At 54.2% G+C, this 16,830-nt stretch carries 20 protein-coding genes; 15 read left to right on the top strand and 5 right to left on the bottom strand.

Annotated elements, in window-relative coordinates; translation table 11 throughout:
* The first annotated feature begins 253 nt into the window (after positions 1–253).
* The 4 genes from AC3WT9_RS24285 to AC3WT9_RS24270 all read left to right on the top strand — a co-directional run bounded on the left by AC3WT9_RS24285 (position 254) and on the right by AC3WT9_RS24270 (position 3,703).
* Positions 254–1,369: a sulfate ABC transporter substrate-binding protein gene (locus AC3WT9_RS24285; RefSeq protein ID WP_341377125.1), complete on the top strand. Its 1,116-nt coding sequence runs from the start codon at positions 254–256 to the stop codon at positions 1,367–1,369.
* Between the two features lie 144 nt (positions 1,370–1,513).
* Positions 1,514–2,353 carry a sulfate ABC transporter permease subunit CysT gene (gene cysT, locus AC3WT9_RS24280; protein WP_341089445.1) on the top strand — a complete coding sequence of 280 codons (840 nt, stop codon included), beginning with the start codon at positions 1,514–1,516 and terminating at the stop codon, positions 2,351–2,353.
* Between the two features lie 160 nt (positions 2,354–2,513).
* Positions 2,514–3,377, top strand: coding sequence for a sulfate ABC transporter permease subunit CysW (gene cysW, locus AC3WT9_RS24275; RefSeq protein WP_341377127.1), 864 nt, complete (start codon positions 2,514–2,516; stop codon positions 3,375–3,377).
* Between the two features lie 104 nt (positions 3,378–3,481).
* Positions 3,482–3,703: a YezD family protein gene (locus AC3WT9_RS24270; protein WP_341089447.1), complete on the top strand. Its 222-nt coding sequence runs from the start codon at positions 3,482–3,484 to the stop codon at positions 3,701–3,703.
* Between the two features lie 158 nt (positions 3,704–3,861).
* Here AC3WT9_RS24270 and AC3WT9_RS24265 read toward each other — a convergent pair whose 3' ends face one another.
* Positions 3,862–4,149: a hypothetical protein gene (locus tag AC3WT9_RS24265; protein WP_231578364.1), complete on the bottom strand. Its 288-nt coding sequence runs from the start codon at positions 4,147–4,149 to the stop codon at positions 3,862–3,864.
* Positions 4,150–4,438: 289 nt separating this feature from the next.
* On the opposite strand from AC3WT9_RS24265, the gene AC3WT9_RS24260 reads away from it, so the two are divergent.
* From AC3WT9_RS24260 to AC3WT9_RS24250, 3 genes are all read left to right on the top strand, one after another.
* The gene (locus tag AC3WT9_RS24260; RefSeq protein ID WP_341089450.1) at positions 4,439–4,852 is read left to right on the top strand and encodes a GNAT family N-acetyltransferase; all 414 of its coding nucleotides are present in this window, start codon (positions 4,439–4,441) and stop codon (positions 4,850–4,852) included.
* 154 nt (positions 4,853–5,006) lie between these two features.
* Positions 5,007–5,639, top strand: coding sequence for an NAD(P)-dependent oxidoreductase (locus tag AC3WT9_RS24255; protein WP_341089451.1), 633 nt, complete (start codon positions 5,007–5,009; stop codon positions 5,637–5,639).
* Positions 5,640–5,748: 109 nt separating this feature from the next.
* Positions 5,749–7,500, top strand: coding sequence for an NAD(P)H-hydrate dehydratase (locus AC3WT9_RS24250; protein WP_341377128.1), 1,752 nt, complete (start codon positions 5,749–5,751; stop codon positions 7,498–7,500).
* 10 nt (positions 7,501–7,510) lie between these two features.
* Here AC3WT9_RS24250 and AC3WT9_RS24245 read toward each other — a convergent pair whose 3' ends face one another.
* Together AC3WT9_RS24245 and AC3WT9_RS24240 are read right to left on the bottom strand one after the other, a co-directional pair.
* Positions 7,511–7,966: a hypothetical protein gene (locus AC3WT9_RS24245; RefSeq protein WP_341377129.1), complete on the bottom strand. Its 456-nt coding sequence runs from the start codon at positions 7,964–7,966 to the stop codon at positions 7,511–7,513.
* Positions 7,967–8,032: 66 nt separating this feature from the next.
* Positions 8,033–8,932 carry an SDR family oxidoreductase gene (locus tag AC3WT9_RS24240; RefSeq protein WP_341377130.1) on the bottom strand — a complete coding sequence of 300 codons (900 nt, stop codon included), beginning with the start codon at positions 8,930–8,932 and terminating at the stop codon, positions 8,033–8,035.
* Positions 8,933–9,103: 171 nt separating this feature from the next.
* On the opposite strand from AC3WT9_RS24240, the gene AC3WT9_RS24235 reads away from it, so the two are divergent.
* The 4 genes from AC3WT9_RS24235 to sdaAA all read left to right on the top strand — a co-directional run bounded on the left by AC3WT9_RS24235 (position 9,104) and on the right by sdaAA (position 11,860).
* Positions 9,104–9,691: a DUF4269 domain-containing protein gene (locus AC3WT9_RS24235; protein WP_341089456.1), complete on the top strand. Its 588-nt coding sequence runs from the start codon at positions 9,104–9,106 to the stop codon at positions 9,689–9,691.
* Positions 9,692–9,714: 23 nt separating this feature from the next.
* A complete protein-coding gene (locus AC3WT9_RS24230) occupies positions 9,715–10,164 on the top strand; it encodes a GNAT family N-acetyltransferase (protein ID WP_341089458.1) in 450 nt (149 codons plus the stop codon).
* 110 nt (positions 10,165–10,274) lie between these two features.
* Positions 10,275–10,985 carry an L-serine ammonia-lyase, iron-sulfur-dependent subunit beta gene (sdaAB, locus tag AC3WT9_RS24225; protein WP_340895185.1) on the top strand — a complete coding sequence of 237 codons (711 nt, stop codon included), beginning with the start codon at positions 10,275–10,277 and terminating at the stop codon, positions 10,983–10,985.
* Entirely contained in the window at positions 10,982–11,860 is an 879-nt protein-coding gene (gene sdaAA / locus AC3WT9_RS24220; protein ID WP_341089460.1) for an L-serine ammonia-lyase, iron-sulfur-dependent, subunit alpha, read from the top strand. Before sdaAB ends, sdaAA begins: the two co-directional genes overlap by 4 nt.
* A gap of 25 nt (positions 11,861–11,885) precedes the next feature.
* Here sdaAA and AC3WT9_RS24215 read toward each other — a convergent pair whose 3' ends face one another.
* Positions 11,886–12,188 carry a hypothetical protein gene (locus tag AC3WT9_RS24215; RefSeq protein WP_341089461.1) on the bottom strand — a complete coding sequence of 101 codons (303 nt, stop codon included), beginning with the start codon at positions 12,186–12,188 and terminating at the stop codon, positions 11,886–11,888.
* Positions 12,189–12,257: 69 nt separating this feature from the next.
* Between AC3WT9_RS24215 and AC3WT9_RS24210 the strand changes: the two genes are divergently transcribed.
* Positions 12,258–12,452 carry a YwbE family protein gene (locus AC3WT9_RS24210; protein WP_038585239.1) on the top strand — a complete coding sequence of 65 codons (195 nt, stop codon included), beginning with the start codon at positions 12,258–12,260 and terminating at the stop codon, positions 12,450–12,452.
* Positions 12,453–12,673: 221 nt separating this feature from the next.
* Here AC3WT9_RS24210 and AC3WT9_RS24205 read toward each other — a convergent pair whose 3' ends face one another.
* Positions 12,674–13,516, bottom strand: coding sequence for an HNH endonuclease (locus AC3WT9_RS24205; protein ID WP_341377131.1), 843 nt, complete (start codon positions 13,514–13,516; stop codon positions 12,674–12,676).
* Positions 13,517–13,740: 224 nt separating this feature from the next.
* Here AC3WT9_RS24205 and AC3WT9_RS24200 point away from each other — a divergent pair, with 224 nt between their 5' ends.
* From AC3WT9_RS24200 to AC3WT9_RS24190, 3 genes are all read left to right on the top strand, one after another.
* On the top strand, positions 13,741–14,223 hold the full coding sequence (locus AC3WT9_RS24200; protein WP_341089463.1) for a hypothetical protein: 483 nt from the start codon (positions 13,741–13,743) through the stop codon (positions 14,221–14,223).
* 53 nt (positions 14,224–14,276) lie between these two features.
* Entirely contained in the window at positions 14,277–15,293 is a 1,017-nt protein-coding gene (locus tag AC3WT9_RS24195; protein ID WP_341089464.1) for a LacI family DNA-binding transcriptional regulator, read from the top strand.
* A 96-nt stretch (positions 15,294–15,389) separates the two neighbouring features.
* Entirely contained in the window at positions 15,390–16,727 is a 1,338-nt protein-coding gene (locus tag AC3WT9_RS24190; protein WP_341377132.1) for a glycoside hydrolase family 30 protein, read from the top strand.
* Positions 16,728–16,830: the final 103 nt, after the last annotated feature.

Below are 16,830 nucleotides of genomic sequence, written 5' to 3'. Positions count from 1 at the left end.
AAAAAAAGGTTTGACAGGGTAAGAAGCTTTCAGTATTATGTCTTTATAACCTACTAAATAGGTAGGAATAATTGAACAATAGTTCTTACCGTACAGACGGAGGAACGCCCGCTTCAGGCTCGCAGATACGTGTCTTTCAGGACCGGTTTGACCTGCCTTACGTGGGCCTTCCTCCGTCCTTTTTTTGCAAAAATTAGCGCATAGAGAGTTCAGCAATCATCTATTTAAGAGAAAACATGGGGGAGTGATTGTGATGAAGAAAGGGATCAAGAAGGGGCTGCTCGCCGGATTTACACTGTTGTTGACGGCAGGGCTTACTGCTTGCGGAAGTAATACTGACAATACGAACAACAGCGCAGGTGCAGCAACCGGTACGTCGGAGAGCAACAATGCGGCGGCAACGGCAGAAGCGACCAAAGCACCGTCTAAAGATCCGGTAGAGCTGCTGAATGTATCCTATGATCCTACACGTGAGCTTTATGAGAGCTACAACAAGGCTTTTTCGGCTTATTGGGAGCAGGAAACTGGCCAGAAAGTAACGATCAAGCAGTCCCATGGCGGGTCAGGTAAACAAAGCCGTGCCGTTATTGACGGTCTGGAAGCGGATGTAGTCACGCTGGCGCTAGGATATGACATTGACGCTTTGCAGGAAACAGGACTCATCAATGAAGGCTGGCAAAATAAATTTGAGCTTAACAGCTCGCCCTACACGTCGACTATTGTTTTCCTCGTGCGCAAAGACAATCCGAAGGGCATAAAGGACTGGCCGGATTTGCTTAAGGAAGGTGTAGAGGTGATTACACCGAATCCGAAAACCTCCGGTGGTGCACGCTGGAACTATCTGGCGGCTTGGGGTTATGCACTCGATCACAACAATAATGACGAAGCCAAAGCACAGGAATTTGTGCAGGAGCTGTTCAAGCATGTGCCGGTACTGGATACCGGGGCGCGTGGTTCTACGACAACCTTTGTGGAACGCGGAATCGGTGATGTGCTGATTGCCTGGGAGAATGAAGCCTATCTGTCCATCAAAGAGCTGGGGCCGGACAAATTTGAAATTGTGAATCCTTCCGAGAGCATTCTGGCTGAACCTCCGGTTGCTGTAGTCGACAAGGTTGTCGATAAAAGAGGAACACGTGAGGTATCCGAGGCTTATCTGAAATATCTCTACACCGAAGAAGGTCAAAAAATAGCTGCAGAGAACTACTACCGCCCCACACTGGAAAATGTGAAGGAGCAGTTCAAGGACCAATTCCCGGACATCAAGCTGTTTACGCTGGCTGATAAATTCGGCACCTGGAAAGAAACGCAGGAGAAACATTTCAATGACGGAGGCATTTTCGACAAGATTTATGTCCCGGGCAGCTAATAACTCTTCCTTTAAGTGCGGTCATTTAGATCTCGATGCTGGTGATATTGCCGCAGGGTCTGTAAAGATAGGCTTTGGAAAGTTCGTCCCGTGAAGGGTGCTGATCAGCCCATAAGCTGAAGGCAGGAAAGGATGAATACGTAAATGAATGTCACTACTACGGCTGCAGTGCGGCGCAAGGTGCTGCCCGGCTTCGGGCTTACGATGGGCTACAGTGTACTGTATTTGAGTCTCGTTGTCCTGCTGCCGCTTTCGGCGCTGCTCTTCAACTCCACCGGGCTTAGCTGGGCTAAATTCTGGGATGTAGCCACAGATCCGCGCGTCCTGGCTTCTTACCGGGTCAGCCTGAGCACTGCGGCAGCGGCAGCTTTGGCGAATGCTTTTCTGGGACTGCTGCTGGCATGGGTGCTGGTACGCTATGAGTTTCCGGGAAAAAGAGTATTCGACGCTCTGATCGATCTCCCGTTTGCACTGCCGACAGCCGTAGCAGGTGTCTCGTTGACAGCACTATATTCGCAGAATGGCTGGATCGGCTCCCTTCTGGAGCCGCTCGGCCTGAAGGTTGCCTTCACACCGCTGGGCATCACGCTTGCGCTGATGTTTATCGGCATTCCGTTTGTTGTCCGGACCGTACAGCCCGTGCTGGAGGATCTGAACAGGGATATGGAAGAGGCCGCCGCGACGCTGGGGGCAGGCCGCTGGCGGACCTTTCTGCGGATTGTGCTGCCGGAGCTGTTCCCTGCGCTGCTCACCGGCTTTGCACTTGCTTTTGCCCGGGGGATCGGAGAATACGGGTCGGTGGTATTCATCTCCGGCAACATGCCGATGAGAACAGAGATTGCCCCGCTGCTCATTATGACCAAGCTGGAGCAATTCGATTATGCCGGAGCCACAGCGGTGGCGCTTCTTCTCCTGCTGATCTCCTTCCTGATGCTGTTCGTGATTAACCTGCTGCAGCGCTGGGCCCGCAAAAGCTCACGGTAGGAGAAGAGTGAAACTTAAGAGTATGCTTTCGAGGCGATTTTTGTCGAAGCCCATTCAGTGAGGTAACGCTCACAAAAATTAAGCGTATGCTTCCGAGGCCAGTTTTGTACGATGATTAATCAAAGCTGCTATCCTAACAAAACTTTTAGGAGGAATAATTATGGCCGGTACTGTGCCGCTGCTCGCTCCAGGGCGGAAGACCAGCGTATCCTCGCCTGCGACGAACGAATCTCCTGCGGTGAAGTGGGGGCTGATTGCCGCCGCCGGGCTGGTGCTGTTCTGGCTGATCGCCCTGCCGCTGATTGTCGTGCTGACAGAAGCGCTGAAGAGGGGCTGGGATGTCTACTGGGCCGCGCTAAGTGATCCCGACGCCGCTTCGGCGCTTAGGCTGACGCTGCTGGTGGCCGCGATTACCGTCCCGCTGAATACAATCTTTGGCGTGGCGGCCGCCTGGGCAGTGACCAAATTCCGTTTTCGCGGCAAAGGCTTCCTTATTACCTTAATCGATCTGCCCTTCGCCGTGTCACCGGTTATCGGCGGGCTGATCTTTATTCTGGTGTTCGGTGCACATGGCTGGTTCGGGTCCTGGCTCAGCGACCATGATATCAAGATCGTATTTGCGCTCCCGGGCATTGTTCTGGCTACGCTGTTTGTGACTTTTCCTTTTGTGGCCCGTGAGCTGATTCCGCTGATGGAAGATCAAGGTACACAGGAGGAAGAAGCGGCGATTACACTGGGGGCGCACGGCTGGCAGATTTTCTGGCGTGTGACACTGCCCAATATTAAATGGGGTTTGCTGTACGGGATTATTCTCTGTAATGCCCGTGCTATGGGCGAGTTCGGTGCGGTATCCGTAGTTTCCGGGCATATCCGGGGAGAAACGAATACGCTGCCGCTGCATGTCGAGATTTTGTATAATGAATATCAATTTTCGGCATCGTTTGCGGTGGCTTCATTGCTGCTGCTGCTCGCCTTGGTAACGATGATCATCAAAAGCTGGCTGTTACGAAAAAATGCTCATTGACAGCTCTTTTGATTCCATGCTAAGTTAAATCTTAGTAAACAAGTTGGTAATAACGGGATTCGAGGCGGAGAACATCCCCTGTCCGGGGAAAGGGAGGCTGGAGAATGGCTAAGCCACTGAAAGTGGATGAGGTATGGCTGACGCGGATTGCAGGACTTCTGGATGACATGGAGTTTGGCTCATTGCACATCGTGGTGCATGAAGGTCAAATAGTACAGATGGAGCGTACGGAACGCAAACGTTTCGAGAACAGCACTGCAAATGCACGATATAGTGGAGAGACCGGAAGCCGGCGCACCGATACCCGTTCTGCGGGACGAGGATAGAAGGTATAAAGAAAGACCTCCATCAGTTGAAGGTCTTTCTTTTTTTTGATTTAACGAAGCTTACCATTCGTCAAAAGATAATTTGTCAGTGATATGCTTCAGCTCTGCCGGAACCTGGACAGAGCACATAAATTCCAGGCTATTGCATAAGTATTGCCTTAATAACGCGGTCCCCGACGGGAAGAGGAGAGGCCTTCAAGCAGCAAGACTATCGCCGTGATCACATGCATGATCCAGCCAACGATCGGAATTAGAGCGACTATCGAGGTAATGATACCAATGACGTTGCCGATAAAAGGCCCCCGTTCCTTAAGCATGATTATAACAGCCACTGCGTGCAGCAAAAAGGCGATGCCGAGCGGGACCCATGCATTGGCTACAACGAACACCCCTCCAATAATCGGCAGGGCCAGGAACGCTTCATAAGTGAAAGTCCCCCATTTCAATAATTTCCCCAGAGAAGACATGAGTGCTTCACCAATCCTTTCTTTATGATATTGTGAATATTTGGCTTTATCTCTAGGTTACCCCGGGATGCAGGCTGAGAATAGTATTATTTCTTTTCTAAACAATTTATTAGTTCTGTTACGTCAGAATTCCTTCAACGTTTCAAATCTCCGCATGTACCCATTCCGTCAGGTTACCCGGCCTTGCTTGAAATCAATGCTTAAGTATATATTGGTAACAGCATTGCAGATCTGAGACCGTTTGTAGGAACGAGAAGGGAAGGACCGTATGGATGCAGCAGAAAAAGTAGAAATTAGACATGAATCTCCCTCGGTGGAGCAATATCTGGCGCTGCGGGTTGAGGCAGGACTTAGTCCGATGAGTGTAGAAGGGGCTATGACTGGGCTTCCGCGTTCTTGTTATGCAGTATCCCTCTATGAAGAGGACATGCTGGTAGGGATGGGGCGTGTCATCGGGGACGGAGGCTGTTTCTTTCAGGTGACGGATATTGCCGTCAAGCCTTCCCGTCAAGGGCGTGGCTTCGGAAAAGTCATTATGGGTGAGATCAGGGCATTCCTGGATACGGTGCCCAATCCGTCGTATATTAGCCTCATTGCTGACGGAAATGCTTCGAAGCTGTATGATCAGTATGGTTTTGTTCCGGTAATGCCTTATTCGCAAGGGATGTTCCTGCGGCGGTAGCGGGCCGGAATGGCAGATTGTAACCTTATGATATTGAGGCTGGCCGCCCCCCACCTAGCGGGGGTATTTGAATGCTTCTTCTACCCGAAGGGTTTCAGAACGCCACTATGGGATAAATTAGAATTAGGGCTTGAGAAAGCGAGGGAAATTAGAGATGGATGTTGTTGTGCTAGGTGCGTCGGGGACGCTGGGAAAAGCAATTGTACAGGAAGCACTAAGAAGAAAACACGAAGTAACCGCAGCCGTCCGCCATCCGGATTCGCTGCAAATCGAGCATGAGCGGCTGCAGATTGCCACCGTTGATATCCTGAATCCTTCCTCGGTAGCTGCCGTAGTTGGCGGGCACGGGGAAGTCATCAGCGCGTTCGGACCGGATTCCGGGCGGGAAAATGATCTGCTTGGCGCAGCGGATTCGCTGCTGGAGGGGATGCGCATAGCCGGGGCGGAACGGCTGATGATCGTCGGCGGAGCAGGCAGTCTGAAGACGGAATCGGGAGAGTGGCTGATGGACACGGCTGAATTCCCGGAGGAGCTGCGGCCGCTGGCTGCCGCACATGCCAACGCCTATGAAATCTATAGAGGTTCGGCACTTGATTATACGTATATCAGCCCGCCTGCGGTCATCGTGCCGGGCCGGCGGACAGGCATGTTCCGCATCGGACTGGACCGGCTTATCGTGGATGAAAATGGCGAGAGCAGCATCAGCGTGGAGGATTTCGCCGTGGCTGTCATTGATGAACTGGAGGAAGGCAATTTCAGCCGGGAGAGATTTACGGTAGCTTATTAGTCGAGCCGGTACAGAACAGAAGCAGTTGTAAGGCTGCCTTGAACTGAACAACAGGACAGATACAGTGCCGGGACAGTGGATTCCGGCTATGCGCAAAGGGGTGCGAGTCATGGATCTGGTAACTGCTGAGCAGATGCGGCAATTGGACCGCAAAACGATTGAGGGTTTAAGCATTCCGGCGGTTGCGCTGATGGAGAATGCAGGCCGGGCCATCGCCGAGGAGGTTATCGCGCTGTGCCATAGCAGGCACGGCGGAGGCGCAGGCGGAGAAGACCGGAACGGTGGACGGGCCGGAGGGGGAGGCGGCCGGGCTGATGCAGATATAACGGGGCGCGGCGGCTATATAAACGCGGGACCGGGTGCAGAGAACGGCAGGGACGAGGGAGCGAATGTGGGGCGTGGAAGCGGCGGCCCGGGGATTCAGCCGCCGGGATTCAGGGTCAGCGGCGATGCCGCGCTGACCCTGGACTCTGCCGAAGCCGAGCACTGGCTGATTCTCATCGGCAAAGGCAATAACGGCGGCGACGGCCTCGCCGCCGCCAGGCATCTGCGTGAGGCGGGTATCGCCGTCACGCTGGTGTACGCGGCCGCGCCGGAGTCGCTGGCCGGCGAAGCCGCCCTGCAGCGGGATGCCGCTGCAGCCATGGGCCTGCCCGCCGTCGTCTACGGCGTGGACCGGCTGGACTTTGCCGCATGCAGCGGCATCGTGGATGCGCTGCTCGGCACCGGCAGCGCGGGAGCCCCGCGCGGTGCCTATGCGGAGCTGATTGCCGCCGCGAACGGCAGCGGCAAACCGGTGGTGTCCGCGGACATCCCGAGCGGGCTGAACGCGGACACGGGCGAGCTGCATGAGCCGTGCATTCATGCAGCAGTGACAGTCTGCCTCGCGTTTCTCAAACGCGGGCTGGTGCAATATCCCGGCGCGGGAGCAGCCGGGCATGTGGTGGTCCGCTCCATCGGCATTCCGGCTGCCTTGGCCCGGGAACACGGCGTGCAGGCTTGCCTGCTGACGCCGGAGGTGCTGCGGACACGTCTTCAGATCGACGTGTCGCGCCGCCGCTCGCCCGAAGGCCACAAGGGCACTTACGGGCATGTCCTGCTGGCCGGCGGAAGCTTAGGGCTGAGCGGTGCAGGCCTGCTCTCCGCCCGGGCTGCGCTACGGGCGGGTTGCGGCTTGGTTACCTGGGCACTGCCCGGCGGGCTGCTGCCCTATGTGATCGGTGCCGCCCCTGAAATTATGCTGGCTGCAGCCGGCAGCGCAGAGGATGGCACCTGGAAAGCAGACACGGCCGCCGAGGTGCTGCGGCTGGGTGCCGGAAAAGAGGTTATCGCCGTTGGTCCTGGTCTTGGCCGGTTCGAGGGCGATACGGATTGGCTCCGCACGATTTGGGAGGGGACGGAAATGCCCCTGGTCATCGATGCCGATGCTTTGAACATCCTGGCTGATGCCAATTACAGCTCCTGGACCCGCCGGGGGCCTGTGATCTTGACGCCGCATCCGGGAGAAATGGCCCGGCTGGCAGGTCTTGCCACGGCAGAAGTGCAGCGCGACCGGATCGGTCTGGCATTGGACTATGCCCGGGAGCATGGCGTGGTGCTTGTGCTGAAAGGGGCGCATACAGTTATTGCAACGCCTGAAGGACAAGCCTATGTAAATGTCACAGGCCATCCGGGTATGGGAACCGGCGGAGCGGGCGATGTGCTGACAGGCATCATTTCCGGACTGCTGGCTCAAGGGCTGAATGCCGCACAGGCTGCGGCTTTTGGCGTGTATCTGCACGGACTGGCCGGGGAACGGGCAGCCCGCTTGCGGCATCATCCGGCGGCATTAATTGCCGGGGATATCATTGAAGCACTCTGATGCCTGCAGGCTAGAGCAGCAGCAGGCAGAGCAGCGGGATGAATAGCGCGAATACGGGAAGCAGCAGCGGCTGCCGCTCGCCGGCTACCTGAGCGAGCCGGAATACCAGGAGTACAGCTATACCGTAGATGCCGCAGGTCATGGCTTCTCCGCCCTGCTCTGAGGCCAGCCACAGACCTGCGCCAAAGCCGGCAGCCGCATACAGGACCAGTGACGGTCCAAGAGAAGACGAACGGAACATGCGCAGCAGCAGATCTGCCAGCAGTGTCGCCGGCAGTCCATAAGCGTAAATGGCATAGGGTACCGATATCGGCCAGCCTTCGGGCACTCCGCCTTCGTGCGGAAAGAACAGCATCAGCAGGGAGACGAGCATAAAGGTCAGACCGGCTGCAGAGAGTTTCGTCAGTGCGTACATGCCTGCGGATAGGCGGACGGACGGAAGATCGTAATCCTTGATTTTATTCATCCTAAAACTTCCTTTCAGGGTGGGATTAACGCCACGGGGGACTCAGGGTCTCTAAACGACGGCGGCTCAGCTTGTGACCATGTCCCCTCCATTAACATGAATACATGTGCCTGTGACATAAGAAGAATCGGAACTGGCCAGATAGACATAAGCTCCGGCCAATTCATAAGGCTGAGCGGCACGCCGGAGCGGAGTATCCGTTCCGAAGACGCTAACCTCGGCAGCGGAGAAGCTGGAGGGAATGAGCGGTGTCCAGACCGGCCCGGGGGCGACACTGTTGACACGGATTCCGGTATCGGCGAGCGAAAGGGCAAGAGAGCGTGTAAAGGTGACGATGGCACCTTTGGTGGTTGAATAGTCGATGAGCTCTTTGTGGCCCTGGTAAGCGGTAATTGAGGCGGTGTTAATGATGGAACTGCCTTTTTTTAAATGCGGCAGTGCGGCCTGTGTCAGGTAAAAGAACGGAATAATGTTGGTATGAAAGGTCTGGAGCAGCTGTTCTTCTGAAATATCGAGAATGCTCTTCTGCGGATACTGCACGGCATGGTTATTGACGAGGATATCCAGCTTGCCAAAGGTCCGTACCGTCTGCTCTACGGCCTGGAAGCAGTTTTGCTTGTGCCGCAAATCAGTTTCGATCCGCAGGCAGCGGCGGCCCAATTGTTCAATGCGCCGCTGTGTGACTTCGGCATCCGAGGCTTCGTACAGATAGGCAATGGCTACATCCGCCCCTTCTCTGGCAAATGCGATCGCCGCCGCCTTGCCGATGCCGCTGTCTCCTCCGGTAATCAGCGCCACCTTGCCTTCGAGCTTTCGGCTGCCGAGGCTCTCAGGATTTTCACTGATCGGACGGGGGTTCATCAGACTTTCAAGTCCCGGCTGGCGGTTCTGGTGCTGAGGTGGAAAGGCAATGGGCTGCTTGCGGCATACCGTCTGTTCCCCATAATAGGGATAAGTGGGATTCATATCGCAGGTTTCCTCCTTGGATGCTGTCATTCGTATATTTTTATGCATGCGCCCAGAAAAGCGTGCGCTCCCGCAGTGTGAATCCGGCATTTGTAACAGGCAATGATCAGGGCGACAAATCTTCTTGCATTCTATGAAAAAAGAAAATGATATATTACCTGGGAGGAACGTATGGCGGATCGTGTGAACTGGTTCAATATTGCCTATTTGCAGCAGGGCACGGTACTTCAAAGAGAGGTATACAATCTGCTTCAGGAACTGCGGATTATGGAGCTTCTTGCGGACTATGATCCGCTGCTTGCAGGTACGATACCTCTGGGAATTCAAGTGGAGGGCAGCGATCTCGATCTGATCTGCGAGGTACATGACCCCGTGCGCTTTACCGCCGAGGTTCACATTAATTTCGGGCAGTGCACTGGGTATTCCGCCGTAACCCGGTTGGTTGGGGGAATAACACGCACCAAGATTAATTTTCATGCCGGAGGCTGGCCGATTGAATTGTTCGGGCAAGCCAAGCCAGCGCGGCAGCAGAACGCTTGGCTGCATATGCTGGTAGAGGGGCAGATATTGGATTTGCTGGGAGAAAGCTTCCGCAAAGAAATTATTTTGCTGAAGTCAGGCGGAATGAAGACGGAACCGGCTTTTGCGAGACTGCTGAAGCTGGAAGGCGATCCTTATGAGGCGCTGCTGGACCTTGGCGGGCTTCGTCAAGAGGAGCTGGAATACATATGCAAGAAGGCTTATCCCTACATACAATGAACAATGGAAACGGGGGAGGAATATTGAAGTACAGAGCAATGGTTGCAGATGATTATGAGGAAGCTTATTTTTTATGGGGGAATACTACAGGTATGAACCTCAGCCAGGCTGACTCCCGGGAAGAAATTGTTCGTTATCTGGAGCGCAACCCCGGACTGAGTCTAGTCTGCGAGAATGAAGCGGGTAAAATTGCCGGGACTGCAATGTGCGGACATGACGGGCGGAGAGGGTATATGTATCATGTAGCTGTCAGCGGAGAATGCCGCGGAGCAGGAGTCGGCCGTGAACTGGTCTCCCGTTGTCTAGGCAAATTGCGGGAAGCCGGTATTGTGAAATGCCACTTGATGGTTATTGAGGGGAATGAGCTGGGCCGCAGGTTCTGGTCGGGCATCGGCTGGCAGGAACGGGACGGGATTGTTCTTTTCTCACAGGATACTGAATCAGGCGGAGAGATTTCAGAGCATCGGCCCTGATAATGATCTATCGTAAGGTGACATACCAATGTAATAGTGTAGCTTCTGCATTCGTGCAGTATAATATATGTGAGTATATTGTCGAATTTTGATAGGTGGCGATCTGAACTATGCGCTTTAAAGATGTATTCTCAATTATCGGCCCGGCGATGGTCGGGCCTTCCAGTTCGCATACTGCGGGAGCGGCCCGGATTGGCAGAGCAGCCCGTCAGGTGCTTGGTGAAGTGCCGGGCGAGGCTGAGGTCATTTTCTTCGGTTCCTTTGCCGCAACCTATCAGGGGCATGGCACAGACCGGGCAATTGCCGGCGGGCTGCTGGATTTCGCTACGGATGACCACCGTCTGCCCGATTCTATCGAGCTTGCACAAGAGGACGGGATGGAGATTTCCTTCCGGCAGGGAACGGGGCTGTTCCCCCACCCCAATACGGTTCGCTTACGTCTTGTCGGCCGGGAGACCGGAACAGAAATGACGCTTACGGGGATCTCGATTGGCGGCGGCAATATTGAAATTGTAGATATCGACGGCTTCGGGGTTAAGCTTACGGGAATGTATCCGACAGTGCTGATTAACCATATGGACTATTTGGGAGTACTCGCGAGTGTTACCGATGTAATGCGCAAAGGCCAGTTTAATATCGGGCATATGTCCCTGGACCGCAAGAACCGCAGCGGTGCAGCTTTGACAGTGCTGGAGCTGGATGAGCCAGCCACAGCAGAGCTGCTCAAGGATCTGGCAGGCCTGCCGGCCGTGAAGTCGGTGAAGGTTGTTGATTTAAACGAACCAACGCAAGTAAAGAAAGGGAAGGATAGCTCATCATGAATTTTCAAACATTAAGCCAGTTGGCGGTACTATGCGAGGAACGGGGTTTGGGTATCGGCCAGCTTATGCTTGAGGAGCAAAGCGCAGAGTCTGGACGTTCCACAGAGCAGGAGTTCGCCACGATGAGCCAGTACTACGGAGTGATGAAAGAGGCGGTGCACCGCGGTATGCACGAAGATACCACCTCGCGCAGCGGTCTGACCGGCCTTGATGCGCAGCGGGTTGCTGCCTACAATGAGGCGGATGAACCGTGTCTTGGCGGATCTGCCGGTACCGCGATGGCCTATGCGCTGGCTGTATCTGAAGTGAATGCGTCCATGGGCCGCATTATTGCCACACCGACCGCAGGCTCCTGCGGAATCATTCCCGGTGTATTTCTCAGCTGCCAGGAGCGGTTTGGCTGGGACGATGATTATATGGTGTCGGGCTTGTTCGCCGCCGGTGCCATTGGTTATGTGATCGCCAATAACTCCTTTGTATCCGGTGCGGAAGGCGGATGCCAGGCAGAGGTTGGTTCGGCGATCGGGATGGCTGCGGGAGCGCTGACCGAGCTGCGCGGCGGAACCCCGGCGCAGGCCGTGCATGCTGTCGGTCTGGCACTCAAAAATACACTCGGCCTAATCTGTGATCCTGTGGGCGGCCTTGTGGAAATACCCTGCATTGTGCGCAACGGCTTTGGTGCCGTTACGGCACTTGCCGCAGCGGATATGGCACTGGCCGGCGTGCGCAGCGTAATCCCTTCTGACGAAGTGATTAAGGTAATGCTGGAAGTCGGTTCCGCTATGCCTGAGAAGCACCGTGAAACGGCAGGGGGAGGATTGGCTCAGACCCCTACCGGGCGCCAGATTATGAAGGATCTGCGGAACAAGAAATAATCGGGTCACGCAAATACGGTATATATCAAATCATGCGGAACCGCTCCAACTGCTCCCATAATCCCTCCTGCCGGAGTATTTCCGGCTGTTTTGGACCCATAAGATCGAAATGGGGGAAGGGTTTGCGGTTGTGGATATACTGCGGCGGAAGACCATTCTCCGTACACCAGCGTTTTAGACGGGGCAGGTCACTGCAGCCTACTTTAGTCACTGTAGTAATTCCCGGAAAACGCGGGTCAATCCAATAATGTGTCAGAAAAGCGATCTCTCCTGCCGAGACTGCCTGTTTCCACCGGGTTAATTCTTCTCTGTTAATTCCGAAGGCCATAGCTGTCCTCATCCCTATTCTTTTCAGTAATTGTTGACTCCATTATAACCTATGAAAGGGGAGAAGATCATGAGTGGGCAATCCAGAGCAGACATCCGCCCCGGACTTGAAGTGGATATTGTACTCAAGCAAGACCAGCCAACAGGCAAACTTACGCATGGCACGGTCAAAGATATTTTGACCAATTCGCCCCGCCATCCGCACGGCATCAAGGTGCGGCTGACGGACGGACAAGTCGGCCGGGTTAAGAATATTACCAGCTGAATGAACAAGCCGTTGCATCCCTATTTTTAACTTTCAATAGCGCTCCTTTCGCCTGGCTACTGCTGCCTAACAGCACAGCAGCCACCGGCGGAAGGAGCGTTTATTGTTGTTTAGGCAATTGGTGTTGATCATTGGAGAGTAGAGAAAATTCTGCTTGAATTGGACAATATAATAGATCAAGCTAGATCAGCAGGTGGATTCCTAAAGCTGCCCCGCCGCTCTTAACGGCCCATAAATTCTTCTACATATTGGTCCGCTTTTGTCTGGTTGCATTGATTGCAGGCACAGACGCAGTTGTCGGGAGTGGTGTGGCCGCCTTTGGCGCGCGGCAGCAAGTGATCAATAGTGTCTCCGTACAAGCCGCAGAAATGACAAGTATAGTTGTCCCTGTTTAGAATTAACGTCCGAAAATCCTTATTGCTGTACAGGCGGCGAATCGTGCGGCGGTTCACAACTACTGCGGCATGCTCTCTGACAAGGGTCACAGCCAGCTCCAGATCAATTTCCTGGTGCCAGCGGCGCCCCTTGTCGCTATGTCCGCGCATCAGAATCATCCCCTTAAATGAAGGGATCAGGGCGGAGGCGTCCTGCGGATCGGGCTTCGGTCCGAACGGCTGCGGCGATTTCCGCCGCTGCTCGGCTCCGCGCGGACGCGTCTTTCCCTTGACTCCGGAGGTAAGGGTTGCGGCCTTGCCCTCCTTGGAGCGCTCCGGCAAGGAGTGCAGATGGGTTTTGGGTGCAGGCGCTTTGGAAGCTGCAGAAGCCGGTGCCGATGGGGCCGGTGAACGGCGGGATGCAGCCGCAGGTCCGGGTTCGGAAGTCTGAGCTGAAACAGCGGACACAGACACAGCCCCTATACTGCGGAGCAGTGCAGGAGCGGATCCCGCTTCGCGGGCCTTGCGGCATTCCCGGCAGGCCCCGCGGCGGGACTGGCCCTTGGAGCGTTTTCCGGTCCGCCGGCGGAATTCGGCAAGTGGTTTTAGTTTATGGCAATAGGCGCATTGTTTGGATAAAGGCTGGTTCGTATCGGTCATAGGCATGTGTGGATGATGCTTTGCCAGCATCACCCAGTCCCCTCATTTTTTTATGGATTAGTAAAGACTTCCTGTTCAACAGATAATAACTTTAGTATAACGTAAAGTGCGCCTGTTCACACCGCAAGCATAAAAATTCGCCGATCCCCAAATTTGTGACATCTGTCTTAGCAGGATAGAGGAAGAACCTGTAAAATCTACTCAAAGCAAGTTAAGATCGATATTTTGGGACGATGAATGCGAGGGGATTAGCAATGATACAAGGCAGGAAAAGACCGGGTGCTGTAATTTTACTGTATATTCTTCAGGCTTTTCTGGGAGTCGGAGCGGTAGGGGGAGGACTGATGCTGCTGGCCGACCCCAGTGGTGAAATGATCGGGATGCCGTCTTCCGTGCTGGAGAGATCGCCCTTTGAGGATTTTGCAATCCCCGGCGTTCTGCTGCTGGTGATCTTTGGACTTCTGCCGCTGCTGGTGCTGTATGGCCTAGTCAAGAAGCCGGATTGGAAGTGGGCGGCCCCGCTGAATCCGTTCAGGACACTGCATAGTGCGTGGGCACTTTCCCTCTATATCGGCTTCGGGCAAATTATCTGGATCATGGTGCAGACCTACATGATGGACGCCGTATCCGTTGTCCATGTGATCTATACCAGCCTGGGCCTGCTGATTCAGGCTGTTACACTGCTGCCTGCGGTACAGGGGTATTTTATGCTGGACGGACGTGCGGAAAGACGTTAGAATGGCAGTGAACAAATAAAGGGCTTTCATTTGAGCCGGGGGAGTGCACCGGAATGACAACTATATATGATATTGCCAAAAGAACCGGTTACTCTCCAACTACGGTATCAAAGGCATTTAATAACTACTCCGATGTGCGGGAGAAGACGCGACAGGAGATTCTGCGGACTGCCCGCGAGATGGGCTACTTACCCAATGCACATGCGCGCACGCTGACTACGAAGAAATCATGGACTCTTGGCGTGCTGTTCGTAGAGGGCACAGGTGTCGGTATCCGTCATCCGTTTTTCGGCGCGGTGATTGAGAGCTTCAAGCAGGTTGCTGTGGCCAAAGGGTATGCCCTGATGTTTATCTCCAAGGATGTCGGCGGCAAGCAAAGCGGGTATTTGGAAAATTGCCGGATTCATGGCGTGGACGGAGTCGTGGTGTTTCTCTCTGATTATGAAGATCCTTATTTTCAGGAGCTGCTGGAGAGCAATATTCCCACGGTTATACTGGATTATGAGACAACGCAGTCACATACGGTCTGCTCGGACAATATTGCCGGTGCGCTGCAGGCGGTGGAATACCTGACTTCTTTGGGACACCGGAGAATTGCCCATATATCCGGGGGGGAGAATACATTTCCGGGCAAACAGCGGGAGAATGGATATAAGGCTGCAATGAAGCAGCACGGGCTTGAGGTACAGGAGGGGTATGTTTCGGTGGGGGCTTTTTATTCCCTGGAGAGCGGCTATGCCGCGATGCAGAGTCTTCTTGAACTGCCGGAACGCCCGACAGCCGTCTTTGCTTCGGGTGACTTGCTGGCGTTAGGCGCGGTTATGGCAGCCAAAGACAAAGGGCTGGCGGTACCGGCGGATATTTCCGTTATGGGTTACGATGATATTGAGCTTGCCCGGTATGTTACTCCAGCTCTGACGACTATTAGGCAGGATACGGCTAATCTCGGAACCCGTGCGGCTGAGATCCTTCTGGCTTCGATCGACGGCAATCAGCAAGAAATGGAGGCGCTTGTGCTTCCCGTCGAAGTGGTCGTGCGGGATTCCTGCGCACCGCCAGGCAATGAATAAAAGGAAGTTCGCCTCGGTGCGCTTTTTTTTCGAAATAATCGAAACCGGTTTCGATTATCATAGCATTCATAATTTATCCAAAAGGAGACAGACAAAATGACAAAGGTAAGCACAGTAGTAACCGCCAAAGAAACAGGAGAACGCTTAAGCCCCAAGGAGGCAATCCAGTTTAAAGCCCGTACTGCCGGACAGCAGGCCGATGTGCAGCTGCAGCCCGAGGTGGAATTTCAAAAGATGATAGGTTTTGGCGGCGCTTTCACTGAAGCGGCGGCCTATACTTTATCACGTATGAGTCCGGGCAAACGTGCAGAGGTTATACACCGCTATTTTCACCCTGTTGAGGGATTGAATTACAGTATGGGCCGCGTGCATATTCATAGCTGTGACTTCGCACTCGGCAATTACACCTATGTGCAGGAACATGATACAGAGCTGGCTACCTTTGACATCTCCCATGACCATAAGTGGGTGCTGCCGCTGATCAAGGATGCCATGGAGGTAAAAGGCGGACCTTTCACAATGCTGGCTTCTCCCTGGACCCCTCCGGCATGGATGAAGACGAACGGGGAGATGAATAACGGCGGTTCGCTGAAACCGGAATACGGGGATGCCTGGGCGCGTTATTATACAAAGTTCATTGAAGCCTACCGCAAAGAGGGCATTCCGGTATGGGCGGTCTCGGTTCAGAATGAGCCGGCAGCTGTTCAGACCTGGGATTCTTGTGTCTACAGCGCGGAAGAGGAACGGGATTTTGTTAAAAATCACCTCGGACCGGTCATGCACAAAGCGGGACTGGCGGATGTGAATATCGTGATTTGGGACCACAACCGCGATATTATGGTCGAACGTGTAACACCTATCCTGTCCGATCCCGAAGCGGCGCAATATGTATGGGGCAGCGGTCTTCACTGGTATGGCGGTGAGGAATTCGACAAGGTGGCCAAGGTGCATGAGCTTTTCCCGGATAAGCATCTGCTGTTCACGGAAGGCTGCCAGGAGGGCGGAGTACGGCTTGGAGAGTGGTTCACAGGAGAACGTTACGGGCGGAATATGATCGGTGATCTTAACGCCTGGACCGAAGGGTATTTGGACTGGAATCTGGTGCTGGATGAGACCGGAGGACCGAACCATGTAGGCAATTTCTGTGATGCTCCGATCATTGCCGATACGACGACAGACGAGGTGCACTATAACAGCTCTTATTATTACATCGGGCATTTCAGTAAATTTATCGCTCCGGGTGCTGTGCGGATCGGGCTGGAGTCCACTGCAGAAGGTGTGCTTTCCACAGCTTTCCGCAATCCGGACGGCAGCATTGCCGTGGTGCTGATGAATGAGAGCGGGGAAGAGCGTTCCCTGACCCTGGGTCTGGGTGCAGAGCTGGCTGAATGCTGCCTGGCGCCGCACTCCATTGTTACGCATGTCCTCTCGTAGGTCAGCATAAGCTCACAAAACTTAAGCAAATGCTTCCGAAGTGAGTTTTGTACGAAGTCAATTCAGGAAGCATAAGCTCACAAAACTTTTAGGAGGGCTTGTC

The organism is Paenibacillus sp. EB106-06-01-XG199 (assembly GCF_058791575.1).
Note: the sequence above shows the minus strand (reverse complement) of the source record. Positions and strands in the feature narration are given on the sequence as shown.